The organism is Photobacterium kagoshimensis, from assembly GCF_050337045.1.
GTDB classification, from domain to species: Bacteria; Pseudomonadota; Gammaproteobacteria; order Enterobacterales; family Vibrionaceae; genus Photobacterium; species Photobacterium kagoshimensis.
On record NZ_JAKJSO010000014.1, the window covers coordinates 223,497 to 249,631 of the forward strand.

Annotated in this window: 21 protein-coding genes; 6 read left to right on the forward strand and 15 right to left on the reverse strand. The window is 42.0% G+C overall.

What is annotated here, in order from left to right; translation table 11 throughout:
- Positions 1-112 precede the first annotated feature (112 nt).
- Positions 113-1,303 carry a C45 family autoproteolytic acyltransferase/hydrolase gene (locus L4C35_RS13165; RefSeq protein WP_428463296.1) on the forward strand — a complete coding sequence of 397 codons (1,191 nt, stop codon included), beginning with the start codon at positions 113-115 and terminating at the stop codon, positions 1,301-1,303.
- A gap of 180 nt (positions 1,304-1,483) precedes the next feature.
- On the opposite strand, the gene L4C35_RS13170 is transcribed toward L4C35_RS13165, so the two are convergent.
- From L4C35_RS13170 to L4C35_RS13190, 5 genes are all read right to left on the reverse strand, one after another.
- On the reverse strand, positions 1,484-2,677 hold the full coding sequence (locus L4C35_RS13170; protein ID WP_428463297.1) for a NupC/NupG family nucleoside CNT transporter: 1,194 nt from the start codon (positions 2,675-2,677) through the stop codon (positions 1,484-1,486).
- Between the two features lie 324 nt (positions 2,678-3,001).
- A complete protein-coding gene (locus L4C35_RS13175; protein ID WP_428463298.1) occupies positions 3,002-4,012 on the reverse strand; it encodes a manganese-dependent inorganic pyrophosphatase in 1,011 nt (336 codons plus the stop codon).
- A 252-nt stretch (positions 4,013-4,264) separates the two neighbouring features.
- The gene (locus tag L4C35_RS13180; protein WP_428463299.1) at positions 4,265-5,998 is read right to left on the reverse strand and encodes a pilus assembly protein; all 1,734 of its coding nucleotides are present in this window, start codon (positions 5,996-5,998) and stop codon (positions 4,265-4,267) included.
- Positions 5,999-6,001: 3 nt separating this feature from the next.
- Positions 6,002-6,544, reverse strand: a complete 543-nt coding sequence (gene tadF / locus L4C35_RS13185) for a tight adherence pilus pseudopilin TadF (RefSeq protein WP_428463300.1) — start codon at positions 6,542-6,544, stop codon at positions 6,002-6,004.
- A complete protein-coding gene (locus L4C35_RS13190; RefSeq protein WP_428463301.1) occupies positions 6,531-7,100 on the reverse strand; it encodes a TadE/TadG family type IV pilus assembly protein in 570 nt (189 codons plus the stop codon). Before L4C35_RS13190 ends, tadF begins: the two co-directional genes overlap by 14 nt.
- Positions 7,101-7,700: 600 nt before the next feature.
- Here L4C35_RS13190 and L4C35_RS13195 point away from each other — a divergent pair.
- Positions 7,701-10,106 (forward strand): M66 family metalloprotease, encoded by a 2,406-nt coding sequence (locus tag L4C35_RS13195; protein WP_428463302.1) that lies wholly within the window; start codon positions 7,701-7,703, stop codon positions 10,104-10,106.
- Between the two features lie 101 nt (positions 10,107-10,207).
- Here L4C35_RS13195 and L4C35_RS13200 read toward each other — a convergent pair whose 3' ends face one another.
- Complete coding sequence (locus L4C35_RS13200) at positions 10,208-10,732, reverse strand: NADPH-dependent FMN reductase (RefSeq protein WP_428463303.1); 525 nt, start codon at positions 10,730-10,732, stop codon at positions 10,208-10,210.
- A 265-nt stretch (positions 10,733-10,997) separates the two neighbouring features.
- Here L4C35_RS13200 and L4C35_RS13205 point away from each other — a divergent pair, with 265 nt between their 5' ends.
- A complete protein-coding gene (locus tag L4C35_RS13205) occupies positions 10,998-11,915 on the forward strand; it encodes a LysR family transcriptional regulator (RefSeq protein ID WP_428463304.1) in 918 nt (305 codons plus the stop codon).
- A 70-nt stretch (positions 11,916-11,985) separates the two neighbouring features.
- A complete protein-coding gene (locus L4C35_RS13210) occupies positions 11,986-12,222 on the forward strand; it encodes a hypothetical protein (protein WP_428463305.1) in 237 nt (78 codons plus the stop codon).
- Between the two features lie 102 nt (positions 12,223-12,324).
- Here L4C35_RS13210 and L4C35_RS13215 read toward each other — a convergent pair whose 3' ends face one another.
- Positions 12,325-13,620 carry a DEAD/DEAH box helicase gene (locus tag L4C35_RS13215; RefSeq protein ID WP_428463306.1) on the reverse strand — a complete coding sequence of 432 codons (1,296 nt, stop codon included), beginning with the start codon at positions 13,618-13,620 and terminating at the stop codon, positions 12,325-12,327.
- Between the two features lie 531 nt (positions 13,621-14,151).
- Here L4C35_RS13215 and L4C35_RS13220 point away from each other — a divergent pair.
- On the forward strand, positions 14,152-15,315 hold the full coding sequence (locus tag L4C35_RS13220) for a right-handed parallel beta-helix repeat-containing protein (protein ID WP_428463307.1): 1,164 nt from the start codon (positions 14,152-14,154) through the stop codon (positions 15,313-15,315).
- A 99-nt stretch (positions 15,316-15,414) separates the two neighbouring features.
- On the opposite strand, the gene L4C35_RS13225 is transcribed toward L4C35_RS13220, so the two are convergent.
- The 3 genes from L4C35_RS13225 to prsT all read right to left on the reverse strand — a co-directional run bounded on the left by L4C35_RS13225 (position 15,415) and on the right by prsT (position 19,520).
- Entirely contained in the window at positions 15,415-15,822 is a 408-nt protein-coding gene (locus L4C35_RS13225; protein WP_428463308.1) for a VanZ family protein, read from the reverse strand.
- Positions 15,823-15,825: 3 nt separating this feature from the next.
- Positions 15,826-16,620 carry a S1 family peptidase gene (locus L4C35_RS13230; RefSeq protein WP_428463309.1) on the reverse strand — a complete coding sequence of 265 codons (795 nt, stop codon included), beginning with the start codon at positions 16,618-16,620 and terminating at the stop codon, positions 15,826-15,828.
- Between the two features lie 116 nt (positions 16,621-16,736).
- Entirely contained in the window at positions 16,737-19,520 is a 2,784-nt protein-coding gene (gene prsT / locus L4C35_RS13235) for an XrtA/PEP-CTERM system TPR-repeat protein PrsT (protein ID WP_428463310.1), read from the reverse strand.
- Positions 19,521-19,669: 149 nt separating this feature from the next.
- Here prsT and L4C35_RS13240 point away from each other — a divergent pair, with 149 nt between their 5' ends.
- Positions 19,670-20,794 carry a GNAT family N-acetyltransferase gene (locus tag L4C35_RS13240; RefSeq protein ID WP_428463311.1) on the forward strand — a complete coding sequence of 375 codons (1,125 nt, stop codon included), beginning with the start codon at positions 19,670-19,672 and terminating at the stop codon, positions 20,792-20,794.
- Here L4C35_RS13240 and L4C35_RS13245 read toward each other — a convergent pair.
- From L4C35_RS13245 to L4C35_RS13265, 5 genes are read right to left on the reverse strand one after another with little or no spacing between them, the layout of a single operon-like run.
- Positions 20,784-22,271 (reverse strand): chondroitinase-B domain-containing protein, encoded by a 1,488-nt coding sequence (locus tag L4C35_RS13245; RefSeq protein ID WP_428463312.1) that lies wholly within the window; start codon positions 22,269-22,271, stop codon positions 20,784-20,786. The two genes, L4C35_RS13240 and L4C35_RS13245, sit on opposite strands and share 11 nt — an antisense overlap.
- A 28-nt stretch (positions 22,272-22,299) precedes the next feature.
- The gene (locus L4C35_RS13250; protein WP_428463313.1) at positions 22,300-23,805 is read right to left on the reverse strand and encodes an oligosaccharide flippase family protein; all 1,506 of its coding nucleotides are present in this window, start codon (positions 23,803-23,805) and stop codon (positions 22,300-22,302) included.
- Positions 23,793-24,521 (reverse strand): nucleotidyltransferase family protein, encoded by a 729-nt coding sequence (locus L4C35_RS13255; protein WP_428463314.1) that lies wholly within the window; start codon positions 24,519-24,521, stop codon positions 23,793-23,795. Before L4C35_RS13255 ends, L4C35_RS13250 begins: the two co-directional genes overlap by 13 nt.
- The gene (locus tag L4C35_RS13260; RefSeq protein ID WP_428463315.1) at positions 24,514-25,095 is read right to left on the reverse strand and encodes a D-sedoheptulose-7-phosphate isomerase; all 582 of its coding nucleotides are present in this window, start codon (positions 25,093-25,095) and stop codon (positions 24,514-24,516) included. The genes L4C35_RS13255 and L4C35_RS13260 overlap by 8 nt, the downstream gene beginning before the upstream one ends.
- Complete coding sequence (locus L4C35_RS13265) at positions 25,083-26,111, reverse strand: GHMP family kinase ATP-binding protein (protein WP_428463316.1); 1,029 nt, start codon at positions 26,109-26,111, stop codon at positions 25,083-25,085. Before L4C35_RS13265 ends, L4C35_RS13260 begins: the two co-directional genes overlap by 13 nt.
- Positions 26,112-26,135 lie beyond the last annotated feature (24 nt).

Sequence of the window (26,135 nt, forward strand, 5' to 3'; positions counted from 1 at the left end):
TTTAGGCCCGTGATCAGAGTAACAAATGGTGTCTAATGGTTTGACTATATACCATTAGCTCTGTAATTTGACGTTGAATTAATGCAAGTTACAGAACATCGGGTATCCCATAATGAAAAAAACAATGATCGCTCTTGCCCTAGCTATGGGTATGTCAGCAACAGTAAATGCGCAACTGATTCAACATACAGATCAAATTGCAGAAGTACAATTCACTGGCTCGACTTATGAACTGGGTAAGCACGTTGGTGAGGTTGCTAAAGAGCAAATCCTAGACAGCATCGACCGCTTTGATACGACGTTAGGTGTTATGCTGCCTGGTCTTAATGTGATTTCGCTTTCAAAATCTTTTGAGTCTAAGAATGTATTTGGCAAGTTAGAAAAATCGAGCCCAGATGCTGCAGCGTACATCAAAGGTTTAGCTGAAAGCTTAAATCGTTCTCCAAACTTATTATTAGTAGTGGCGATGTCTGATGAGGCAATTTTAGAGTCTCAGCGCAATGGTGGCATGGGTTTCCTACAAGCAGAAAAAACAGGCCATGATCCGAAAGCGCCTGCGAAATGTACTTCAATCGCAGTGAAAGCAAAAGGTGATAAATCTTGGGCTGCATCTAACTTCGATTACATGGGGATTAACTACACGGGTCTTATCATGCTTAAGCATAAAGACACCGATGGTAAAACACGTGTTATTCAAACCTGGGCTGGTTTGATCCCTTACGGTGGTGTAACCAAAGGTGCTCAAGCGATGGCAATGAACACCATGGCTGACGAAGGCACATTGCGCCAATTGGCTGGCAGTGAAGTCTTAACTGAAACAGCCACGCCTTCATTTCACCTAAGCTGGGCTGTAATGAATGCAGAGTCTTATGATGAGATCCGGGACGTATTCACTCGCTACCCTGAGTACTCGGCGTACTTTACTTACACAGCCGCTGCTGCTAACTCTCCTGCAATGAATATCGAAAATACTTACGCAGGTAAAGTTAACTTCAGCACTGGCGACTGGAAAGCACATGCTAACCACTCAATTTACCGTACACCTGAAGCGTTTGTTGACAGTGAATTTGCAGCGCATAGCTTGGCTCGCCAAGAAGCGGCAGAGAAGTTTGTCAAAAATGCAAACGCAGACACCCCCGAAGCTGAAATTCGTCACTTGCTAGAAAGCAAACCATTATGGAAAGGTCGCGGTGAAATGATGGGTACAGTGACATCAACGGTTTACAAAATTGATGGTAAAAAAGTAGACATGTACTTCAAGACGGATGCTGATCACCCTGTCGTACACATGACTAACTACTAAGTCACTTCGTTTTTTGTCTTTTGTTTGGCCAGCACAGATGTGCTGGCCTTTTGCTTGTTGCGAGATACAGCAAGTTACTTGGATTAATGGGTGATATATCAAAACAAAGCCGACATAAGCCGGCTTTGTTAGTGTGGTGTGTTCAACGCAAATTCTTGATGTTAGGCAGGGGGAACTGCGTTAGGCCATCATAATGTTTGCGATCATCGCGGAAAGGATACTTACCAAAGTTGAGCCATAAAGTAGGCGTAAACCAAAGCGAGCGACAAGGTTACCTTTCTCTTCGTTCACCCCTTTAACAGCACCCGCAATAATACCGATAGAACTAAAGTTGGCGAATGACACTAAGAAGATAGAAATTGTACCAACAGTATGGGCTGATAGGGTATCAAGTTGCTCTTGTAGCGCCATCATAGCAACGAACTCATTTGAAACCAGTTTAGTTGCCATAATGCTGCCAGCTTGTAGTGCTTCACTTGCTGGAATACCCATTAGCCAAGCAACAGGATAGAACACATAGCCAATTAGATCTTGGAAGCTGATGCCTAGTGCGACGGTGAAACCTTTGTTGATCATTGCGATTAATGAGATAAAGCCGATTAGCATCGCTGCCACAATAACCGCAACTTTAAAGCCAGTAAGAATGTATTCGCCCAGCATTTCAAAGAAGGTCACTCGCTCGCCTTCAGCCTCAGCAACCATATCATCAAAGTTTTCTTCTGCTTCATGATCGTATGGGTTAATGATCGATAGAATAATGAAAGTACTGAACATGTTTAAAAATAGCGCTGCAACCACATATTTGGGTGCGATAAGCTGCATGTAAGAACCCACGATAGACATAGAAACGGTAGACATTGCCGTTGCCGCTAACGTGTACATACGACGTTCAGACATTTTGCCTAAAATAGCTTTGTAGGTAATGAAGTTTTCAGACTGGCCAACCATTAAGGCGCTGATGGCATTAAATGATTCTAATTTTCCCATGCCATTTATTTTGGACAGTAAAAAACCAATGGCACTGATCACAATAGGTAGCACTTTGATGTGCTGCAAAATACCAATAAGTGCAGAAATAAAGACAATCGGCATTAAGACTTGCAGGAAGAAGTCGAACCCGCCTTCATTAATAAGGCCTCCAAATACAAAGTTGGTCCCTTCTGCGGCAAAAGCCATTAGACCATTAAACCCTTCGGCGAACTCGGTAACTATGCCAGTACCCGCAGATGAGTTAAGTAAAAAGTAAGCCACACTCATTTCAATTGCTAGTAGCTGGACGATATAGCGAAGCTTAATGTTTGTTCGGTCTTTACTTGCTAATAATGCAAGAACGGCGACGACTGCAAGGCCAAAAATAAAATGTAAGTAGGGCATGGGAGGTATGTACCATTTGTGATTATTCTCAAATTATGCATGTATGCTCCCATTTGGATTACCACTTTATGGTGACTTGAATCTCATTTCTTGAACTGGTTAAGACTGTTTTTATGGCTGATAACTAATTGTGTTGAAAGGATTTTCAGAAAATTTATTCATGCTTATCTTAATAAATTGCACAAGTATTAATTATGCAACCTGATTTTTAATGAATGATGCATGCCTATAGTGAATAGTATGAGTGAGGCATTGGTACTGGCAATAAAAAGCCCTTCATGACCAAGTGACATGAAGGGCTTTATGTGTAGACGGTGAACTAAACTACTTCGCTTCAACTGCTTTTTGAATGGCAGGGCCAATTTGGCGCTTACGTGAAGTCACACCTTCAAGCACTAGCCATTGTTCAGATGCTTTGCCTTTAAATGCAGCGTTAGCAATTTTTTGATCGGCGCTGTCTATCCATAAAAGATTCGCACGTTTGTTTTTAGTGTCAATCACAGAGAAGAAGAGGTGATCTAAGTTCGCTTCTTTTTTATAAGCTTTCATTGCCGCAATAAATTCAGGCTTTCTGTCTAACAGCTGCTGAGCGGTAATGGTTTCTGCTACACCAATACCCACTTTCTTACCGCCGTAAGTGAAGTTCTTGTAATCTAAAGTAAGAATATCAGTAGCGCTGACATGGCTGAGGTCTGATTTTGCTTCCAGCATTTTCTCCCCAAAGGCGTTGATGTCTTTAATGCCTGCCACTTTAGCAAGCTTTTCTGCGTAGCTACGATCGTACTTTGTCGTTGTTGGTGAACGGAACACCACGGTGTCAGATAAAATACCACCTAGCGTAGTACAAGCGATAGTCGCTGGAAACTCGATGCCAAGCGTTTCGGCATGGTTTGCAAGAATAGTGGCAGCTGAACCCCATGGGCGAATATCAATCGAGGCAACTTGTGTCATGTTTACAGGGTTTCCCCCAATGGCGTGGTGGTCGATAATCGCGACAATACTTTTTTCATCCACAGAATGATGCAGTTGTGTTTGCTGGTTAAAATCAACCAAGCCAAATTGTTGCGCAGAGACCTCTTTAAGCAGTTTTGGTGCTGTCGCTTTACAGTATTCGAGTACAAAACGGCTTTCAGGATTAATCTCTTCTGGCACGGCAGGAGTACCACCATAAATATGTGCTGCGGCAATTGCGGATGTCACAGTGTCGGTGTCTGGGCTTAAATGACCCGTCCATACTAGCTTGTCCGTATTGTTTGCTTGGGGTGTGGTGAGATCAAATGCCATGCTTGATGAGCTCATTACAGAAAGCAGCACTGCGAGATAACGTAGTTTCATTATTTAATCCATTATTGTTTTAACTGTGATTCATAGTGATAGAGAGATATATCACTACATAATGACATTTATATGTTCTGCGAGTGAAATCAAAACAATAAGGGAGAGAAAGTAAGAAATAAGACTAGTTTGACTAACTCTTATTAATATTTGGTTACGTTTGTTAGGCTCGATGTAAGTTATGTTTACTGTGAATACAGTACTTATTCTTATTAAAAGGCAAAGTACTGTATTCACATCATAAGCGATCTATCAGCGGTAGAAATTGTGGCCTTTATCGTCAGTTAAATAGTTGAGTATTGCGTCTGAAATATCAGCATGGTCATTGGCTTTAATAATGTTATCTTTAAAGCACTTTTTATAGGCTGGAAGACTACCGTAGAAATCAGTTTCTTCATCGTCCTTCTCCTTTTGGCTAAATTCAACAAAGAGCAAATGTGCATTATAGGGCGCTGATTTGCCATGATGCTTTAGCTGATGCCGAATGGTGTCGCACATACCCGCATCGACTAATTGTTTAAACATGTCGTTGTTTTCTATACCGTCTGAAAGTACAACGATCACGCGTTCTTTATTGGTCGCTTTGGCAAATTGATGGGGCGCGGCGAGTAAACCTTGGTAAACATCTGTCCCACTGTCTTCTTCCATTTCATCGATCAAATTATGAAAACCCTTGTCTAGCTGATCTTGGGTTTTGAAAGTCGTGCGGTCTATCGTATAAAAATCGGGTACGTTATCATCATCGTCATCCCACTCAGCACAATGGCGTTCAAATGCGATACCATCTTCATCACCAAATTTGCCTTCTTGCACCAGATCATAGGGCATAGGGCTATAAAAGTTGGGTAAGTGAGTAATGTTTATCTCTCTTGCGGTACGTTTTATATCAATATGTCGTTCCCAATTTACGGCTTGGTGCTGAGTTGGGTGGTTATAATCTAAGCGTAGGTTATTTTCATAACGGTAAATTTGCAGACGGCATTCGTGCAGTGGATGGTATTCATCATCGTCGTCACAGTCGTCGTCTAAGTCATCATCTTTCAATCCGTTATTGTATTTGTTTTTGTTTTTATCATCGTCATCATCATATTCCCGTATCCACTGCATATATTGTTCTGCAATATAGCGTTCATATTGGGTAAAACCTTCACGGTGATAGATGGCTTCACGCTTTTTAATGCCTGGGTCATGATTATCTTTTTTAGAGTGAAGCGTCAGTACTAATTCACCAAATGCCTTGTGTTGGCGAACTTTTTCAAATAAGGAGTGACGGGGCGATAGTAAAGGAGACACACAGTAAAAACGAAATTTACGATCTTTTTCTGAGTAACGCTTAATGACTATACGCTTAGCGAATGGAATAAAAGCAAAGCTAGATTCAGCATTGTTTTTATGAAGGGCGTTGGTCACGTCTTTAACTATTTTTTTTAAGAGGTCAATTTTGTCGTCGTCATCTCCTTTATTTGGTTTGTACCCCTCTTGATCATTATCCATTGAATCAGAAAAATCAGCCACGAACACCATATCAACAGGTGCACTCTGCATCCGCCCCGCTGCACCTGAGTTAGCGACAACCACTTCTTTGTCAAAAGCTGGCCAACGAGTAAATTTAAACCAGGACTCATGCGTTGAATGGGTGTGGATGTCATAGCGATAGTAAGCAAACTTACTGGGTGATTTGGCGCTGATCCCGTAACTGTCTTCTTCTATGCGACGAGAGGCTGTTACGTCAAGGTTTTTGCTGTCACCGATAAGGTGCGTTAGCCATTGTGTTGCAACATGATTCGCTTTTGCTTCGTTAAAGTCATTTTTGGTGGTGTCTGCTTCCGCGACGGCAATCGATGCGGCTTCCATCGCATCGCCTAAGCGTGCTTTTTTGCCAATGTAGCGACTACCTTCGATGGCAAGTACACCCATTGACATAATGGCACCTATGATAAATATAAAATATATTGCTGCTGCACCCTGTTGTTTTTGGATGGTCATGAATTATCTACCTATGAACGTTGAATACGATGTGAGAATGCGATCCGTTTTTTTAGGGTCATTCCCCATAATGCGTTCAAACCACGCAGGTATTCGTTGGCATATTGTTACCTGATAAATCGGTGCGTACTTATCTTGTTTTTCTCTGGTGATATCGAGCTTTTTCGAGGCCAGTGAAAAAGGCGGGGCGCAATTGACCTCCGGTGAGAGGGCCTGACGCGTAAGGTGATGTTTCCCGCTTAGACGTTCTTCTATAATGACGGAAACATCTTCTACTTTACTATTTAGTAATTTTGCACCTATAAGTTGTAGTTGCTGTGCTTGGCTCTCTTGTATTCGGGTATGAAATTGTTGCCCACGAGAGGAAGGGTAAAAAAGGCTGCGTTCTTTTAATAAAGACACTAACGAGTGAGCGGTACGCTCGAGCTGACTTTTTCGTATTTGCTGAAAACCAAGGTCAAAGCAAAAATATAAGCAGCTCGTCATACCAATTAATACGAAGGCTAATTCAATAGAAAATACACCTTTTTGTTTATTTATTTGCACTTTGATGCCTCTCGAATTCATCAATAACTAAAACGTGGCGTTTAATATCACTATTACTGAAAGACCATTTGAAGAAGATGGGTTGATACTTATAAGTCACTTCATACATTGAAATTGAATTTTTAGACCAAGATGAAGTGGAAGCATCATGCGCTAATGCATGCAGGTTTTTGTAGTGTCTCGTTTTGATAAACATTTCATTACTAGCAGTAAATACCTGCCACAATTTACCACCATTAGTGCTCAAGAAACTATGAAACCAAATTGCAAATTGATTCCCTGAATAAGACTGTATTTTTTGACAGCGAGAGGTCTCATTTTTCGGAACGTCAGTGTGACAATTTTTACCTTTATATTTTATAAAGTCGTGATTCTTATTCAATTGTACGCGAGCATCCCTTGCCGCTTCAGCAGAAGCATAGTCTAAGAGGGAACAAATATATGTTAGTCTGCAAACTTCAAATATAAGAACAGTAAACATAAATAGTACAAAAAAACCAAGCGCAAACTCGATAGCAAAAACACCTTTTTGCTTTTTCCGTGTAGAGAGCTTCATTAATATATCTTATTCAGCGTTAAACATTTGCGGGGAAGGTAGTCAGTGTGTGCATTAAATACAACTCTGACCTGTTTTAATTTAAAAATAGCATTAACAGTTAGGAATGGCGGAGTTTACATAGCTAGCTTCGTAAGGGATGGTAAGTGTTCTTATGGTATGTAAAATTACATTCTATACAGGTGGCGAACACTGTGAATCCCCCTTTGGTATTCCGCGGTCTATTGATTGTCATATTAGTGTAATAACTAGTAACAATTGTTTGCTAGTTAACTCGCGCATTAAAAAAAGAATTATTTGTTTGTCGATATTTTATAAAATTCTCATACAAGAGCGCTATTGATTATAAGTACGGTTGTTAGCGGTTCGGGAGCTGTGATTACTAAGCTACAGCCATTGTTCTATGTCGATGGGGAGCAAAATAAATATTCCACAGAAGTATGATCTTGCTTCTATTTGCGTTGGTTTTATTTGTAATGTCACTTATTGAGAAATAACATTATTAATATCCAGTTGTTCACTTTTACTTCACGTTTAGATTTACTAAATGAAAGTTGAATAGCTGAGAATAATCATAATAATTAAATATATAGGACGACTATGAAATTTAATCAGTTTGCTTGGTTAGCAATTCCATTGCTGACATCACCAATGTCTGCGTTAGCTGCAGATCTTGGTGAAAATAACCCTCCGCGTGTATTTTTCAATACTCAAACCCCTTCAAATGATTTACTTGGTCAGTTCAGGGCACAAATCGATTTTGCGCAGAATGTAATAACGCCGTATCGATTAAGGATCAACAATGATGTTAGGCCACATCTAGTAGGGACTCGCGATACATTATTATTGGTAAAGCCCCTTACTCAAGAGAACCAACAGCCGATTATGGTAATTGCTTATGACAAAAATGGTGAGGAACTCGGCGTTGTGAATTTAGATTCGCCTGATCAATTGCCTAAGCATGACTGGTACGTTGAAGCAGGTGGGCTGGTCGAGCGTGATTTTGAACAATCGGATTTTATTAATCCGTTATATATTTCGACAAACGCTGAATTTGCCGAACAAGCGCAGCATGAAAATGGAGAGTACTTAGCATCGCGTCTTGTTTCTCACGATTTGATTACACTTACTTTAAGTAATGGTAATTGGGCGGGGCGTATTTACTTACCGCAAGGGGTAAATCCGGATTTTAATGGTAAGACAATAAAGCTTGTTGTTAACTCGGGCTATTCGACTCGCGTTTATGCCAACGGTGACAGCACTGTTTATGCGTTCGGTTCAACAGTAACTTACCGTTATCATGAGGGGCGTTGGTTTACTAAAGACGATATGAAAACAAACAATATTGCGTACGCAGACAATACGTGGTCTGGACGTTTACCTGCAGCATGGGTTCAACCTGGGTTATGGTTGCAATTCAAGCAGGGTAATGACTTTGGTTACCTTAATGAATTAAAAGTAGGGGCCCCAAGTGAAGTGATTATAAACACGATCGATTTGGGCTTCTTAACACCACCACGTAATGCTTTCCCTTTTGCTACGAATCCCGCACTGCATAAAGACTATTTTCAAAAAATACCGGCTAGTCGCCTTATTGTGAGTGAATATGAGCCCCTGCATTTACGTGAAGTCGTGTTGCCTACGGGGGTGACTTACACGGACCATTCTGCTGTTTCAGGCGGCTGGCATACGGGTGATATGCGTCAATATATCGGTAAAATATTAATTTCACACGGAATTGATAATGCTAACTATGGCATTAACAGTACTGATGGTGCGAGTGAAAGTGGGCACCCATATCACTCTGCTTTAATCACAGCGCATAATGCCATTGGTAAATATAAAAATGGGACTGTGGTACATGGTGGCTCGGGCGGCAATGGCATGGTGACGCTCGATAACTCTGAAGGAAATGAGTTTAGTCATGAACTCGGTCATAACTTTGGGCTGGGTCATTACCCTGGCGGCCCTGATGGCTCATTGCATCGTCCGGCATCTGATATTAATTCAGCATGGGGCTGGGACGCCCGCTTGAATCGTTTCGTCGTAAACTTTGATGTTGCCAGTAAGGGAACAGCGGAGTGTTGTGGTGGAAGCGTAGCGCCGTTTGAGGGGTATCGATTTAATGCCGATGCAATGGCTAGCGGTGTTGCGACCTCTCCAATATCTAAATACACTTTGCATACTCCCTATAGTTTACAAGCAATTCAAACTTTCTTAGAAAGCAGGGCGGTATTTGACCCAAGCGCTTCAACAGGGTTTAAACGCTGGAATGCGACAACCAGCACTATGGATGAGTTTGTAAACAATGACAGGAATATTGATAGCGTCGAAATAGCCGATTTAACAGGGCTAGATGCGATTATTACCGCTCAATTATTGACGGAAAACTTTGCGCTTAACGATGACATTAGTTTGAATTCGTATAATGGCCATTACATTGCGCGGGTAGATTTGCCACAAGCTGATGCGTCGAACCAAGGTAAAGTTGTGTCTTTGAAGCGCCAGTCATCTTGGAGTAGCGCTATGACAGCGAATGGTGAAACTATACGGTTGGCAATGGACGAAACGCGGGTTTATCGTTCAAATGGTCAGTCATGGCAGTGGTTGCCGCAAGGGCGAGAAAAAGTGGCGAGAATACCAACAGATTTTGGTGTGCCAGTGACGACAATTGTTGGCTACTATGATCCAACAGGAAGTATGAACAGCTATATTTATCCTGCTTTACACGGTGCTTATGGTTTTGTTTACCCTGCTGACAATATTGCTGAAACAAGTCAGCGCTGCCAGCTAAAAGTGACGCTAGCAAATGGCCAACAACTTAGCTATAAATTGAGTAATCGCCGCTTTAGCAACTTTTATATGAATAAAATCCATGTCAACGTGAAGCAGAGCGATTCTCCACAAGAAGCCGTTGTAATGTGTGGTGAAGAAATACGCGCTAGCCTAACGATTCAGCCACCGACACGGCCGCTGAATTACACTGTATCTGGTGCGGTTCTTTAGTTTAGGTTATAACGCCCTTATATAGATAGCATACATCCCCGAGGCCTAGTTACTGACTAGGTCTGCGGGGATTTTTACTATGCGTTGCGACTAATAGCAATCTAACTAAGTTGTGCAACCGCCGATTTAAGCTGATCTAAGATCGCTGGGTTCGTTACTGTACCTGTCGCAGGATCAAAATTGTCGTAAAAACTCGGTACAGAGAGCTGTGCTTTTACATCGCCGGCAAAATAGGGAGCAGAGCCTACAGCTGCTGCTAATACACTGCTTGCACCACCTGGGCCTGGTGAGGTTGAAAGCAGTAACATTGGTTTTTCTTGGAAAACTTTTTGATCGATACGTGATGTCCAATCAAACAGGTTTTTATAAGCGGCAGTGTAAGAACCGTTATGTTCAGCAAAGGAGATGATCAGTGCATCTGCTTCACCAATCTTTTTAAAGAAAGCCTGTGCCTGAGCGGGCTGACCGAGTTCTTGTTCACGTTCCATGCTGAAAAGCGGCATTTCGTAGTCATTGATATCCAATATTTCAACTTCAGCCCCACTGACAAGCTGGCTGGCTGCTGTTGCTAATTGCTTGTTGATCGACTGCTTACTGTTACTTGCCGCGAATGCTAATACTTTCATGATGATTCCTTAAAATTCTACTGTTGTATTTTGGATGTTGAGCATTATCACTGTTCGTAACGCTGACGAGTTGAATGCATTTAATCCAGTATATGAAATAAATTGGTTAGATTGTTGCCGATGAACTAACTATAAATTACATCTTAAAAATCATTAATAGCCATATTGTGGATAGATTATTTCCAAATGACTGTTAATGAGGTCGTGGGCGTAATAAAGTGTGCCTTGGCTACGTTAGCCCTGCTTGTTATGTGAGAGGGAAATTATGGCGTTTAACGCACATTTACTTGATGGGATGATCATTTTTGTCGAGGTTGTTAATAGCGGGAGTTTCACCAAAGCTGCTGAAAATAGCGGCCACTCAACGTCTTATATCAGTAAAGAGATCAATAAACTGGAAGAGCGCTTAGGCGTGCGTTTGTTGCATAGTACGACGCGATCATTAAGCCTTACATCAGAAGGTGAAGTTTACTTTCAGCAATGTCAGCAGTTACTTTTTGATGCAGAGCAGGCTGAATTAGCGATGACAGGCGGGCAACTAGAACCAAGAGGCTTGTTACGGATTTCATGTCCTATCAGCTTAGGCATATCTCGAATCCGCCCTGTTGTTGCTAAATATATGGCGCAGTACCCTGAAGTGAATTTAGAACTGGATTTGAATGATCGTCGGGTTGATATGGTGGCAGAGGGATTTGATCTTTTGATAAGAGCGTCTGCAGTTGTTGAAGATTCAAGCTTAATATGCCGTCCAATTTTCCAGTCTCATGCGCTTATATTAGCCTCACCAGATTACCTAAAGCGCTATGGATCACCGTTACACCCAACGGATTTGGTGAATCACCGCTGTATTAGCTATAGCAACTTGAAAACACCGAATGTATGGCAATTTATTGACCAAGATAATCAGAACCATCACGTTCAGGTACATAGCAAAGTACTGACCAATAGTTCAGAGATGGAACTCGGCCTCTGTCTGGCGGGACAGGGCATTACAAGGTTGCCTAAATTCAATTTAGGCACTGAAATAGAGCAGGGCTTATTAGTCCCACTTTTTACTGACTTTAAATTGCAAACCATTAATGTGTATATGATGTACCCAAGCCGCAAACACATGTCGTCAAAAGTGAGAAGCTTTATTGACTTTATACTGCAGGAATTAGGAGATAGTGCGGATAGAAAATAATATGGTATGTTCAGATATGGTTCATCTTTGTTCAGTTAGTCTGAAAGAACATAAAGAAGAGGCATAGACGATGAAGAATATATTGACTGGCATTGTGGCACTGATTGTAGGTGCATTTACATTGATTATGGCAACGGTAATGGGTCTTTTCATTAGTGTTGCAGCCTTACTTACAACACCATTCATCAAGCGTAAACTTGCTTACGCACATACGGAAACTCGATTTAACCGCGCTCACATGCACACAGCACATCAAGGCAGTCGTCATGTGATTGATGGTGAGTACGAAGACGTCAGCCATCGTTAATAATGCAAGTGCTTAAATTAAGTAAAGATTAAGACAGTGAATGAAAAAAGCCCGCTATCATGAGAGCGGGCTTTTGCATTTAGCTAACTAGCATTAATTGCTCTACTTTTTAAGGCGAGTCACTTTGCTAGATTTGCTTTGAATAGCACGGCGCAAGCGAAGACGACGTTCTGCAGAACCTTGCTCTTCAGGGTTGTTAGTACGGCCCTGGCGGTTTTTAAATGCTGGCTTAGTATTCATTTTAAGCAATAGCGCATCACGGTCTGCTGGTTCATAACCCGCAAGTTGGATACGTTTAATGCGTTGTTGAATAAGTTTTTCAACTTGTACTAGTGTTAGCTCTTCTTCACGGCTAACAAAAGAAACAGCATGTCCTTGTTGGCCAGCACGACCTGTTCGACCAATACGGTGAACGTAGTCTTCTGCAAGAAATGGCATGTCGTAGTTAACTACGTGTGGCAAGCCTTGAATATCCAGACCACGAGCTGCAACTTCTGTTGCTACCATTACGCGAGCTTTGCCTGTTTTGAACTCTTCTAATGCGCGGCGACGTGCGCTTTGCGCTTTATCACCATGGCAAAGAACAGCTTTGATGCCATCAAGCTTAAGCTCTTTAACCACTTGGTTTGCTGTTTCTTTGTAGTTCACAAATACCAGCACTTGTTGCCAGTTTTTCTTACCAATCAGTTCAGACAGCAGTTCACGCTTACGATCTTCATCAACAGGGTAAACCACGTGTGAAACGGTTTCTGCTGTTGTGTTTTCAGCCGAAACAATAACGCGTTTTGGTTTACGCAATAAATCTTGTGCTAATGCGTTCATCTGCGCTGACGATGTCGCCGAGAATAGCATCGTTTGAGGATGCTGGCTGATACCGCCCATAATGGTGCGAATCGCGTTAATGAAGCCCATATCTAGCATACGGTCTGCTTCATCAAACACTAAAAACTCTAGGTTAGCAAAACTGACGTTACCCAGCTCAATGTGTTCGATTAGGCGACCTGGTGTTGCTACCAGAATATCGACACCCGCTTCTAGCTTACGCTCTTGCGATGACATTTTTGCGCCACCAAAAACAGCAGCCACTGAAATCTCAGTGTACTTGGTGTAGCTTTCGATGTTGTGGGCGATTTGGTCAACTAGCTCACGCGTTGGTGCCAGAATTAGCGCACGAACATTAAAACGGCTACGTGATTTTTGTTTGTCAAAAATCTGCTGAATAATAGGCAAAGAAAATGCAGCGGTTTTACCTGTGCCTGTTTGTGCGTGTGCAAGGATATCGTGGCCACGGCGAGCGTGTGGAATAGCCTGTTGTTGAACGGGAGTGAGTTTTTCATAACCACACTCGGTTAATGCGCGCACAATATCAGGTGAAAAACCTTGTGATGAAAATGACATTCTTTGTTCCTAAAGCAGATGGCTGTTGTATGGCTTTCATCGTAGAAAGAGAAACAGCGCCTGACCAAAAATACGGTCGCTGATTATAGAGGAATAATCAGTGGCTGTGGTGACTAATTGTGAATGTACGAAGGGAATTTGTACAGTTAAAGCCAATAAAACACAAAAATGGCTAGTTTTAGGGCTGGGAGTGCTGTGTTTGTTGTTGGTGAGACTCAAGATAGATACCAGCGTTAAGGTTTCTTATTGTCAGGAATGCTTCATCGAAGGTGCCTATACAAAAATGCAGCGTTAGAAGTGCCCGTATAAAAAGGCATTCAACAGCTATGTTTGACTGAGTTTACTGGCTTTTATCTCTATCTGTCTGTTATTAAAGCTTTTTATGTTTTTGTCGATAAATGTTGTTGTGAAACAAAGGGATATTAATTGAACAATGTCTTCTTACATATTGCTGACATTGCCAAGTTATAGCCGCATAGAATCGCTTCGTTTAAATTGATAATGGTTCAGGACAGGAAGCGGTTGATTAGTATGTTGAAGAAGACAAATAAAAATAACAAATTGCGATACGCTGTATTGTTAAGCTGCGTTATGGGGCTGACAGCTTGCCAAGGGGGCAGTGCAGGAAGTGATACTCCCGTGCCTGGACCTACGCCTACGCCGAGTCCAATACCTGGTCCAACTCCTAACCCAACGCCTGATCCAGGACCAACACCGACTCCGCCACCTATACCACCAACGCCTGTGCCACCAACCCCCGCGGTGCCTGATAATACTTTTGAAGTGGACGGTATAAGCTATACCAATATCACGGATGCGCAAAATGCGCTGAAAGATAATAGTACTTTAGTGATTGGCAATGGTACTTACCGACAAGGTATGACGATAAAACCGAGTAACGTTACTATTCAAGGGAGTACCAATACACACTTTGTTGGTGGCGCTGTGAGTGGGAAAGCGACCTTTGTGATCCAAGGTAATGACACTACGATGGAGCAAATAGAATGCAGTGGTGTGACTGTCCCTGATCAAAATGGCGCTTGTATACGCCAAGAAGGGAAAAACCTGCTGCTTAAATCTTCCTATTTTCACGATAGTGAACAAGGGATCTTAGCGAATGATGGTTCTGGCATTATTCGTATTGAGTACAGCCGCTTTAATAATTTGGGTAAGGCTGGACGAGCGCACGCGATTTATGTAAATAAAGCCGATCGGTTAGAAGTTCGATACAGCAAGTTTTATAGCTCTAAAGATGAAGGGCATGAAATTAAATCTCGAGCTAAAGAAACCATCATTGAATATAGTGAGATTGCATCATTAACAGGTAATGATAGCCGTTTAGTCGATGTACCTAATGCTGGTAAGCTGGTGATCCGAGCAAGTGTATTAGAACAAGGCCCAAACTCGGCGAATAATCAATTGATTGGTTATGGCTATGAAGTGAACCCTGTTGATCCTGCCATTTCACACTCGGTAGAAATTTCAGATAATATTATTATTTTAGAGCGTAATGGCGGTAACCATTTCTTTGGTATTTCAGACAGCGCGAAAGGTGTTTCCAAAGTAGTGACGCAAAATAAATTTGTAGGGCAGATGAACGATTCAGCGCTCTATCAAAGTGGTAACCAGTTTTATGCAGATCGAGCTGCTTTTGGTTTAGGTCCGTTCCCTGAATTACCGAGTATTGGAATTTAATGCAAGCAACTGTTACATCAATTTTATAGTGAAACAGTAAGATTACGAAGGTCAGTGAAAGCTGGCCTTTTTTATATTGATATTCCGCTCTGAAATTATCTATACGCTGCTCTGTCTAGTGTGTTTATAGCTCATCATAAACCCAAGAATGATACCAGCCATATTCGCTATTGCATCTAACCACGATGCTTCACGGTTTAGAATAAATTGCCCTTGGCAAAACTCTAAAAATAGCCCATAGCTCGCCAGAGCGACACAAGAAAATTTAAACCCTCGGTAGGTTAAGCCAAGTTGACTCGCAAGAAGGGCAAAGACAGCATAAGCCCCCAGATGAAGCATTTTATCTAGAAATAAAATCCCGTATTGTTTTAAATCTAACAGGCTGTTTTTTTCTGCCCCTGCTGATAAAGAAATCAGCGTAATAAAAATGAAATAACTACTAAAGCACCCCCAAGTTAAATAGGGCTTTATCACTTTGAATTGAGGCGCCATCCAATATGATTTCATGCTTCAATTTAAGGTTGTACGCTGAATAAGTTGCTGTAAGTGTTTTACTGGGATCGCGTAAGTTATATCACTGGGATTGGTTAGGGCTGATTCCTTGGTGGATTTAAGGAGTACTTTATTCACAATAGCAATCACTTTGCCCGAGGTTGGGTGATAAACAGGGCTACCACTATTGCCAGGATAAGCGGTTGCATCAAGTTGATACACCATATATGGGTTTTTAAGGTGTTTTAGCTGTTTGATGGTGAGCTCTTTGGCACTTCGCGCTGGGATGGCCACGGGTGTTATGCTAGATATCATACCTTTATGAGTTACAGGGTATAACCCGAGAATGGCGCCAATAGGGAACCCGGTAAAGGGATACTCTTCGCCTTCCCGTACCTGAGAGGTGGCGATTGATAGCGTGGGTATAGCTTGGCCTGATATTTTTAACAAAGCTAAATCATGCTTTTCATCACGGGCAATAACGCGCGCATTGCGCACTTCGGGGCTCTTACCTTGCCCAACAAAAACAACAAACTGTGTTTTACCATCATTCAATAACTGGCTTGGAACGACATGGGCGTTGGTTGCGATGATTTGACTTGTTGCGGACTGATTTGAAATACGTACGGCGAATCCTGTGCCGAGTAATTGTGCTCGTGGTGTCGCGAGTTTATTGTAGATCCCAATACCGACAATGGCAGGTTTCACTTTGCTGATGGTGTCTGGCAATGCTGCTGTCGCTGTAAAAGAGATGCTCATAGCGATGATTAACAGCAAAAAGAACAAGGGCTGGAACCTGTTGGTCGTTTTCATGATTGTCCCTGCGTTTATACGGCGGATTTTTTATATATTTTTCTTCAATGCTATTTGGGTAACCTAAATGGTATAACCGACCTATATCGGGCGGTATGTTTTGGCTGAGTGTTGAATTAATTCACCGCACTTAACTTATTTTGAAGTTGGCCTTTTATTGCTATCAAGCGAGGATCTGTGGTGCTGATTTTTTCTAATACCTCTTTTGCATTATCGTCTTGCTTGTTTTCCAACAAACTTTCGGCATAGTGAAGTGCAATCTCTGCATCATCGTGTTTCTTCGCATAGGCTTCTTTAAGTAGCTGAAGCGACGGGGCTATTTGACCTGATTTTAATAAACAGTAGCCGTAGGTATCCAGTATTTCAGGGATGTTTCCGCGTTTAGAGGCTAACTCATGCGCTTTATTGGCAGAGCGACAGGCTTTGTCGGTATCACCTTTTTCAAGGTATAACCAAGCGATGTTGTTAAGCGCGATAATATTGTTCGGCTCTCGAACCAAAATCGTCTCATACTGCTCAATTGCTTCATCGGGACGGTATTTAACCTGTAAATCAGCTAATCGAATTTGTAGCGCATCGGCTTTATTTCCATACTCTTTGATGACTGACTTCAAGAATGTAATCGCCTGGTCTGTTTTACCTGCCATTTCATAAGCCATCGCTAAACTTGCTGCTGAATCTTGATTTGGAAGTGTGTCATAGCGCTGTTCTAACGCATTAATGGCTTCAGGGTAGGCTTTGTTTTGTAAGTGGATCATTGATTGCAAACGGAGGTAATAGGCTGTTTGTTTCACTTCATCGGGCTGTTGATTTAATAAAGCCTGACTCTGTGCACTTTTTCCCTCTTTAAGCAGTAAGCCTGCCTGCATTAGTGTAAATCGGGTGTCATTGATAAAAAGGTTACGAGCTTTGGTCGTGAGTTTTAAGCTGTTATCGACACGCCCGACTAGCTCATTAAGTTGAATGTTTTTAATGTATGCATTTGGATTTAATGGCTCTTTCGCTAGCCATTGGCTGTAGTAGGTCAGTGCGTTATCATAATCTTGCTGCTGGTTATAGAGATCAGCGAGTAAGCGTAAAGAGCTGCTGCTTTGGTTGTGGGGCGAAATCGTTTCAAGCAGTTCAATCGCAGGTTGATACTCGGTATTAACGGCCAATGTTGTTGCTTTTTGAACTTTTAATGCATCGCTATTTGGGGATTCAGAAAGCTGTTTACCGATGACTTTATTTAAGTCAGCCATTTGATCCGACTGATAAGCGAAGCGCACAACATGGCGGAAAACCATAGGGTTAGTGGGTTCAAGCTGGTACGCTTTCATTGCTTCTGAATAAGCAGCGTCAGGGCCTTCTTCTTTATCGGCAAGCTGTGCAACCGCAAGGCGTGCTTGGATATTTTCACTGTCGGTTGCTAATACCTTTTGGTACCAATTTTTCGCTTGGTCTGGTTGTTGTTTAATTTGATAAACCAAGCCTTTCAATAGCATGGCTTGGGCATTTGCAGAGCTTTCTGTTAACCATTCATCAATGGTTTTTTCTGCATCATCTATCTTGCCCATTTTTAAGTAAAAGTAAGTGAGCCCAAGCTTAGCTTCTTTCAAATCAGGGTTAACATTTAGTGCTTGTTGTAGAGTATCTAACCCACTGGTGTCATTGTTTGCGAGTTGAATGAGTCCGAGTTTTACTTGGCTGTTACCTGAACCATTGGCTGATGCTTTTTGCGCGAGGGTTAGTGCTTCATCTTCACGTCCTAAGCGGGCGAGTTCAACGCTCATCGATGAAAGGAACGTGCTGTCTTGTTCTGTTTGGCCATTAAAATTATTCAGGGTGTTCATCGCATCATCTATATTGCCAAGCTTAAACTGCGTAATAGTATAAAGGCGTTTGACGAAGTGGTTGGCTGGTACCAGTGGATCTATCTTTTTGAAGTGTTCATTCGCTTGTTCAAATTTTCCTTGCTGGAAGGCAACAACACCAGAAATCAGGTACGTCGCCACATTCTGAGAACCATTTTGAATGGCCAGATCTGCGTGTGTTTTTGCTTCATCATTGCTGCCTTCGGCATAGAGGATACTCGCTTTGAGTTCATTAACAAGAACGTGATTGTTAGACATCTTTATTAGCTTGCTAACGTATTTGTCTGCGTCTTTATATGCTTCATCTCGCACAAGTGCTTGAGCGAGATAAAGGGTGTATTGAATGGCATCGGGAGCGTACTCAACCGCTTTCTGATAGCTTCGCGCCGCTGCCTTATTATCACCTTTGGCTGTTTCTAGGTGCCCTTTAAGTAACCATGCATCACTGCTTGTGCTGTGCTCTTTAACGATGTTATTTACAATGTAAAGTGCCGAGTCAATGTTCTCATTAGCCGCATCTAGCGTGGCACGGCCGATCGATTGGTAAAGCGTGTCTTGCCCTGCATTTTCAGCAAGTGACAGGGTGTATTGGGCATCGTCTATTTTCCCTTGCTTAAGTAGGGCTAGCGCTTTAAATGCGAGTAACTCTGTTTTGATACTTTGATCTGTTGTTCGTGTTTGATCAACTAAGGTGATTAGAGGCTCTGTTTTATCTTGTCCTAGCAATGCTTGAGCAAGAAGAGGCGTTAATGTATCGCTGTCGCCTTTCAGTCGTATGGCCTTCTCTAGTTCTTTCTCTGCTGACGCAAAATTACCTCGTTCAAGATAAATTTGTCCTAGAATCTGTCGTGCTTGACTGTCTTTTGGGGCTTGTTTTATCGCATTTTTAAGTTCGATGATGGCTGCGTTGGTGTCTTGATCTTCAAGATAGGTTTGCGCTTGCTCAAGGTATTCTTCCGTTGATTTATCATTACATGCCGCCAAAGAAAGCGTTATGAAACTAGCTAAAGCGAGTCGTGTGAAAGTTTTGCTTTTATTATGAGTCATAAGCATCCCTGTGATGACAAAAAATTGCTGGACATTTTTATGATAGACCTAAATAAGTTGGTCAGCGTAAAGAATTAAAGGATGTTCAGTGCTTTGTATTATTGATTGCTACTCTTAATAAAAGGCAGTGGACGCGACAGGTATAAGAGATGAATGGAATAGATCCCTCAACCAATATTGAATGTGAATGGTCACATAATCCCTCGATTGGAATAGTAAAATTGCGATGGTTGGCGCTTGAATATGAGGCAACGCCTAATCCGTTTGTTGGTTGGAGTTGGATAGGGCCTTGGCTTGATACTATGGTGAGAGATTTTTGGTTATTAACAGCGCGAGTGAATAATCAGATTGTGGGGTTAGCCATTTTTACCAAAAAGCAGAAAAAAAATTGGTTAGGACAAAATTATGATCATTATTTTTTACATCGATTAGGCGAACAAGCTGCCGACCAAATTTGGATTGAATATAATGACTTTCTTCTTGCTCAGGATAATCAAACACTGACGAGAGACGCGATGTTTAGAGCGATTCAAAGAAAGTTACAACCAAGAGACTGCATCTCGATTGGGGCGAGCAGCCATGAGGTGGCTTTTCACTGTGCTTTGATGGCGGATCCTACATGTGCGATGACGCCTTTGACCGTATGGGAAAGCCCGAGTTATCAGGTTGATTTGCTACGTATAAAGCATGAACAGACGGGATTGATTGAATCGTTATCAAAAAGTGCGCGTAAACAAATAAAGCGCAGTATCAAAAAGTATGAACGTAGTGGGTTAGTAGAAATCAACACTGCGAATACGTGCGAGCAGGCATTAATGTTTTTTGATAACGCCAAACATAACCATATACAGCGCTGGGGCAGTGCCCCTGGACAAAGTGGTTTTGCTAATCCTGCTTTTGTTCGATTTCATCAGGCATTTATTCGTCATAATTTTGCATCAGGTATGATTCAAATTCACAGCCTGAGTGCGGGGGAAAATGAAATCGGAATTATTTATAATTTCCATCTGAATGGCGTTGTTTACTTTTACCTGAGTGCGCTCTCTTATAACGATGATCCTCAGTTAAAGCCGGGCTTAGTGGCCCATTATTTACTGATAGAGCAAGCGCTTAATACTGACATGAAAATGTATGATTTTATGGGGGGCGATGCCCGATACAAACAAACATTTTCAAATAGTCAGCAGCAACTTGCAATAATAGAGTATCACCAACCACACTTTGCACGCTCGCTGCAAAATATGGCAAGAAGCGCAAAGCGAATTATGGCTTAAAGCAGTTAAGCGCATCTTTAAAGGCCCCTATAAAGGCATCGTTATCTAATATTGTGTTTCCACAAAAATCATAAATTGGTTTCTTACCGGTTGATTCACTGGTCGTTAGAAACGGGTATGGTACCTCTGATTTAGCAAGTGTTTTAGATGGCGTAAAGTTACCAACAGCAGGGGCTTTGAACCAACCATCAAGCTGCTCACCTCCGCGCCAAAAATCTTTACGTAATACCGTGTTGCTTATTGTTTCCGCTACACCTTTATCCCGTTTTCTGATATCGCCGCTCAAAATGTTATTGGTCACTAAAGCTGTGGACTGTTTAAAGCGAACATCAATGCCATTGGTGTTGTAGAGTATGTTGTTATTTACTATGGTATCTTTGCCTTGGTTGATATAAACACCGACATCATTGCAATGCATCATAATATTATTACGTATGACAGAGAGGTTTGTTTCATAGTTTGCTTTATCCCGTCTGGTTGCACGTTTCATGCCACCGCCACCTAAAGAAACCCCTACTTGATAGCCACCATAATCATTATTTGTACTATTACAGACGATTAAATTGTTCTCGATAGCCCCATTATTAGCCCCCCCTTTGATAAAGGCGCCGTAGCTCACTTGATTGCCGCCTAGCTTGATAAAATCTCTAATAATGTTGTTGCTGAGTACCCAACTGTTGCCTGAATCAAGATTAACCGGAGTCACCGAGCTAGATGACTCGCTCGGCTCGGTAAAGTAGAAATAATTATGAGATACCTTGCCAAAATCAGGGTAGTTACGGTCAACCCCGTTGACCTTGATTGCGGCGTTGAAATCAACAAACTCATTATGGCTCACTTGTAGGTTATCGGCATGCCCCACAATATGGATGGCGTGTTCGCAGTGAGGTTGGCAGTTACCGATAAAACGTAACCCTGTAATGATCCAATTAGGTCTATTAAGAAATAATCCTTCCAGCGTAGTGAGCTCAAGGTTAACTTTTCCTGCGGTTTCAGCTCTAACAATGATGGGGCTTTTCGAGGTCGGATAAGTCAAACTGCTATTGATACGTTTTTGTTCCAGGTAATAGTCGCCATTTTTGATAATGATTTCAGTACCAGGCTGGGCAGTATTAATCGCTTTAATGATCTCTTGTTCATTATCTACCAAGATAGATCGGCTTACATCAGGAAGATCCGCATAAGCTGTTGCGAAGTTAGGGCCAACAGTTGGCCAATTTTTACTATCAAATTCGCGCCAAAAAAAGTTTTTGCTATGTAAGGTTTCACCTGCATCTAGCAAGGTATCACCAGCGATAGCAACGCTAGGGTATTCTTTGTTTATGGTATGCCCGATACGTTGCAATGTTTGTGGTAGCGGCTCTGCACGATGACTTATTTGGCTATAGACACTGTAACCCAGAAAAACGAGCGCAATATGTGCAAAAAGGCCAACTGCGGCAAAGTAGGTTTTAATACTATTGATAGAAGGTTTCATTTCTTCCTCTTTAGTTTGACGGGCACTATTACGTTTGATTACTGCCTGACGTTGTTAATTTTTGCCAAACAACGACTCTTAGTTTGCTAAGTTGAAATGAAATAAGCGCATAGGTCGCAGAGCGGTGTTTAAATAGGCTGATAAAACTAAGTAAGATAGCAACGTAAATTGAGGTATAAACAAGACTTGTCGCGAATACGCACAATAAATTGTTCACTTTGTTAACGAGTAAATCCTGAAATGGCGTTGTAATCAGATAGGCGATACCCGTAGCGATAATCATAGGTATAGATTCGATCAAGTAGCTGGTAACAGAGAGAGAGATAAGGCGCTGTAAGACAACAAGTAAAACCAAGCAGCTAATGGCAGTTAGAATAATTCTAGCGATAACAAGGGTTTCGATGTTCCCCCAATATACGGCGAGAAGCAACACAATGCTGGAGACAATGGCAGTTACCAATTCAAACTTGAATAGGAACTTGATCTTATCAAGAAGTGTTAATACGTCAAAAAGCGCAAATGACAGTATTCGGGTGATTAAAAGTGGGGCTGCGAGGGGCAAAAGGTTAACGACCAAGTGCCATTTTTCAGCATTACCTAATGCAAGGGTGACCAGTTGTTCAGCATTAATCGCTAACAGGCTAGCCAATAAGATAATAACGGCGCTGGTTGCAATTAATGTGTTATGAAAAATGGTGGAGAACTGCGGTGATTTTCTATCAAGTTGTCCTAACCCTGGGTAAAGAGTTGCAACAAAAGGTGAAACGAGGATATCAGAAGCTGTCTCGTAAATGCGTTGAGTGATACTAAATGCACCTAAAGCTGATGTTCCGATAAATTTAGAAATAATGAGCTGATCGCACTTGTTGTTGAAGTAATTAACGATGCCCTTTAAAAGGGTCCATTGAGAAAACGAGAGTTGTTTGTGTAATCGCGTTAGACAGAGTGTTGGGCGGTATTTTGAAAAGTAATAACTGCTAGCAGAAAGAATGATGAAATAACTGACCATTCCCCATATATAAGCCCAGTAGCTATTGAGCACCATGATTAAAATAAGCGTGATAAAAAAAGAAGATAGTTTTGCTGAAATATCCCAGTACATGAGGGTTTTAAATGCCATTTCTTTTTTAAGCAAGACAATCCCAATATTGGAAAAAGCAAGTAATAAAGGAATAAGCGCGAGTACTTTAAGAATACCTTCAATCTCTGGCTCACTAAAGTAGAAAGCGGTCCAACTTGAAAAACTAAAAATGGCTAATGCAATCAGCAGTTTGATAAGGAGTTGGACTGTCCAAGCCGTATTGATATCTTCGGTATCAGGATCAACCTCTTTAATCAAATAAGCTTCGGTCCCTAGCCGTGAAAAAAGATCAAAAAAAGCGGTAACTAAGGTTGCTGTTGCAATAAGCCCGAACTCTTCGATAGAGAGAATTCGAGCAAAAATGAGCATGGTGATTAAGCCTACGGCAGAAGATACCCATGAGGCGATGGTTAACCAGAATGAGGCGGATGCTACCTTCCTTATGAAGGACATTGGATCTGACCTGATCCCATGAGATCACAAAAAGCGTAGTAATCATCAGGAATGCCAATATCAATGAAGAAACCACTCAGGATACTAGCCCCGATTGAGCGATGAGCAATCTCATGGTGGAGAAAGTCTTCTTCAAATGAGAAATGTTCAAGATCAGGTAAAGCGGCTAATAATTCAGGGCTCGTCATATAAACCCCCGCGTTGATATACCCTCGAGTCCCTGCTTTTTTTTCGTGAAACCCTGTGACAAGCATACTGTCATCTATGGTCAATTTGCCATAGCGAGCGGTGTCATCCACAGATTTGGCTGCAATCACGAGGAGGTGATTCGCACAGTCTTGCGTTAATGCCGGTAAGCTAAATTCAACGAATGTATCACCGTTAAGAATGACAATACTCTCATGGGGGTGAAACTCGATGTGGGTTAAAACGTTCTTAATTGCCCCGCCAGTACCAAGCGGAATATCTTCGCTTACATACTCTATATGAAGGTTTTTATATTGGCTGCCAAAGTAGTCAATAATGCACTCTTTCAAATGTGAAACGGCTAAAATAGCACGCGTAATCCCTTGAGAAAGAAGGTAGTTAAATTGATGCTCAAGAAAGGGAACACCTGCAACGTCCACCATAGGTTTTGGCTTGTTGCTGGTGATTGTGCTTAACCTCGTTCCAAGGCCACCGCATAGAATAACCGCAGAGGTTGTTGCCTTAGCCATTGAAGTATCCTTTTTCAACAAACCCGCAGATAGCATGACCAATGAGGATATGACACTCTTGTATTCGGGCAGTATGGGTAGAGGGGACAGAAATACACAAATCACACATGGCCTTCATTTCTCCGCTGTCACCTGTTAGCCCAATCGTCGTAATGCCTTTTTCTTTTGCCATCTTGATTGCTTGCAAAATGTTAGGCGATTTTCCTGATGTGCTAATGCCAATGAATACATCCCCTTCTTTACCATTGGCTTGAAGTTGGCGAGCAAACAGTTTTTCAAAGCCATAATCGTTTCCTATGGCAGTAATTATCGAGGTATCAGTTGTAAGCGCTTGCGCAGGCAGGCCAGGGCGATCGAATTCAAATCGGCTGACAAATTCGGCGGCGATGTGTTGTGCATCCGCAGCGCTACCACCATTGCCAGCTAGTAACACTTGGTGACCTGATCGGTAAGCGTCTAGGCATATTTCGCCAGCGCGAGCCATCGCTTCTAGTACCTCTGGGCGATCAAGTATCAATTGCTTGGTTGCGATTGAAGCTCGGATCTGCTCGTTAAAATACGTTAAGCTTTCCATGATTGCGTTCCTTGCCAAGTAAAGTGAAAGGGCTGAATCGTGCCGTCTAAATCTGAAAGTGCTTCTTCGACACTGAGTCGATGGATGGGGTCGACGAATAGCATCATGAAGCCGCCGCCTCCCGCCCCCGATATTTTTAGTGATTTAGCGCCTGAAGTGATCGCGCGATCTTCAATCAAATTAATATGGGGTGTCGCAATCGAATCCGATGTGGCTTTTTTCGCGTTCCACGATTCTTGCATGAGATCTGACATGCCGCAGATGTCGGAATGGAGTAAGCGCTCCTTCATTTCAAACGCAAACTTTTTAACCTCATGCATGGCTTCTAGTGGCTTCTTGTCTGTAGAGGTTGTCGTTTTTACTTGGTCTTCAATGATTTGTGCAGATGAGCGTGAAACCCCTGTGAAATAAAGCATTAGCTGGCTTTCAAGCTCATTAATAATGGGTTGGCGAATACGAAGGGGATTAACTAAAACACGTTCGTTCTCGTAAAACTCCATAAAGTTAAATCCACCAAACGTTGTTGCATATTGGTCTTGCTTGCCCCCTGAAAGTTGGCAATCGATACGTTCAATGTCGTAAGCCATACGCGCTATCTCATACTCATCGAGTGGTAAATTGAGTAATTTTTGATACGCACTGATAATGGTGACAACCATAGTCGAAGATGAACCTAAACCACTGCCCGGAGGGGCGTCGGAATGGGTATAGACAGTGACCGCTAAGGGTTTATTGTCGTTAAACTGACTGACAATACGGTTGTAAACCGCTTTATGAAGAAGGAGTTCGCCTTCTAGTTCGAGATAGTTGAGTAAGGGAGAGTGATAGTTAACATCAATATCTTGAGCAATAAAAGAGATGCCTTTTTCAGGGGAGTGCAATTCGATAGTGCAATGTGCGTACATATTGATAGTTGCATTTAATACACAGCCACCGTATTGGTCGCAGTATGGAGAGATATCAGTGCCACCACCTGCAAGACCTAAACGGAGCGGAGAACGAGAGCGAACAATCATAATAAGCATCCTTACTTGCACATA

Coding starts and splice junctions, on each gene's coding strand:
- L4C35_RS13165 (WP_428463296.1), top strand. CDS start 113: ATGAAAAAAACAATGATCGCTCTTGCCCTAGCTATGGGTATGTCAGCA.
- L4C35_RS13170 (WP_428463297.1), bottom strand. CDS start 2,677: ATGCCCTACTTACATTTTATTTTTGGCCTTGCAGTCGTCGCCGTTCTT.
- L4C35_RS13175 (WP_428463298.1), bottom strand. CDS start 4,012: ATGAAACTACGTTATCTCGCAGTGCTGCTTTCTGTAATGAGCTCATCA.
- L4C35_RS13180 (WP_428463299.1), bottom strand. CDS start 5,998: ATGACCATCCAAAAACAACAGGGTGCAGCAGCAATATATTTTATATTT.
- L4C35_RS13190 (WP_428463301.1), bottom strand. CDS start 7,100: ATGAAGCTCTCTACACGGAAAAAGCAAAAAGGTGTTTTTGCTATCGAG.
- L4C35_RS13195 (WP_428463302.1), top strand. CDS start 7,701: ATGAAATTTAATCAGTTTGCTTGGTTAGCAATTCCATTGCTGACATCA.
- L4C35_RS13200 (WP_428463303.1), bottom strand. CDS start 10,732: ATGAAAGTATTAGCATTCGCGGCAAGTAACAGTAAGCAGTCGATCAAC.
- L4C35_RS13205 (WP_428463304.1), top strand. CDS start 10,998: ATGGCGTTTAACGCACATTTACTTGATGGGATGATCATTTTTGTCGAG.
- L4C35_RS13210 (WP_428463305.1), top strand. CDS start 11,986: ATGAAGAATATATTGACTGGCATTGTGGCACTGATTGTAGGTGCATTT.
- L4C35_RS13215 (WP_428463306.1), bottom strand. CDS start 13,620: ATGTCATTTTCATCACAAGGTTTTTCACCTGATATTGTGCGCGCATTA.
- L4C35_RS13220 (WP_428463307.1), top strand. CDS start 14,152: ATGTTGAAGAAGACAAATAAAAATAACAAATTGCGATACGCTGTATTG.
- L4C35_RS13225 (WP_428463308.1), bottom strand. CDS start 15,822: ATGAAATCATATTGGATGGCGCCTCAATTCAAAGTGATAAAGCCCTAT.
- L4C35_RS13230 (WP_428463309.1), bottom strand. CDS start 16,620: ATGAAAACGACCAACAGGTTCCAGCCCTTGTTCTTTTTGCTGTTAATC.
- prsT (WP_428463310.1), bottom strand. CDS start 19,520: ATGACTCATAATAAAAGCAAAACTTTCACACGACTCGCTTTAGCTAGT.
- L4C35_RS13240 (WP_428463311.1), top strand. CDS start 19,670: ATGAATGGAATAGATCCCTCAACCAATATTGAATGTGAATGGTCACAT.
- L4C35_RS13245 (WP_428463312.1), bottom strand. CDS start 22,271: ATGAAACCTTCTATCAATAGTATTAAAACCTACTTTGCCGCAGTTGGC.
- L4C35_RS13250 (WP_428463313.1), bottom strand. CDS start 23,805: ATGTCCTTCATAAGGAAGGTAGCATCCGCCTCATTCTGGTTAACCATC.
- L4C35_RS13255 (WP_428463314.1), bottom strand. CDS start 24,521: ATGGCTAAGGCAACAACCTCTGCGGTTATTCTATGCGGTGGCCTTGGA.
- L4C35_RS13260 (WP_428463315.1), bottom strand. CDS start 25,095: ATGGAAAGCTTAACGTATTTTAACGAGCAGATCCGAGCTTCAATCGCA.
- L4C35_RS13265 (WP_428463316.1), bottom strand. CDS start 26,111: ATGATTGTTCGCTCTCGTTCTCCGCTCCGTTTAGGTCTTGCAGGTGGT.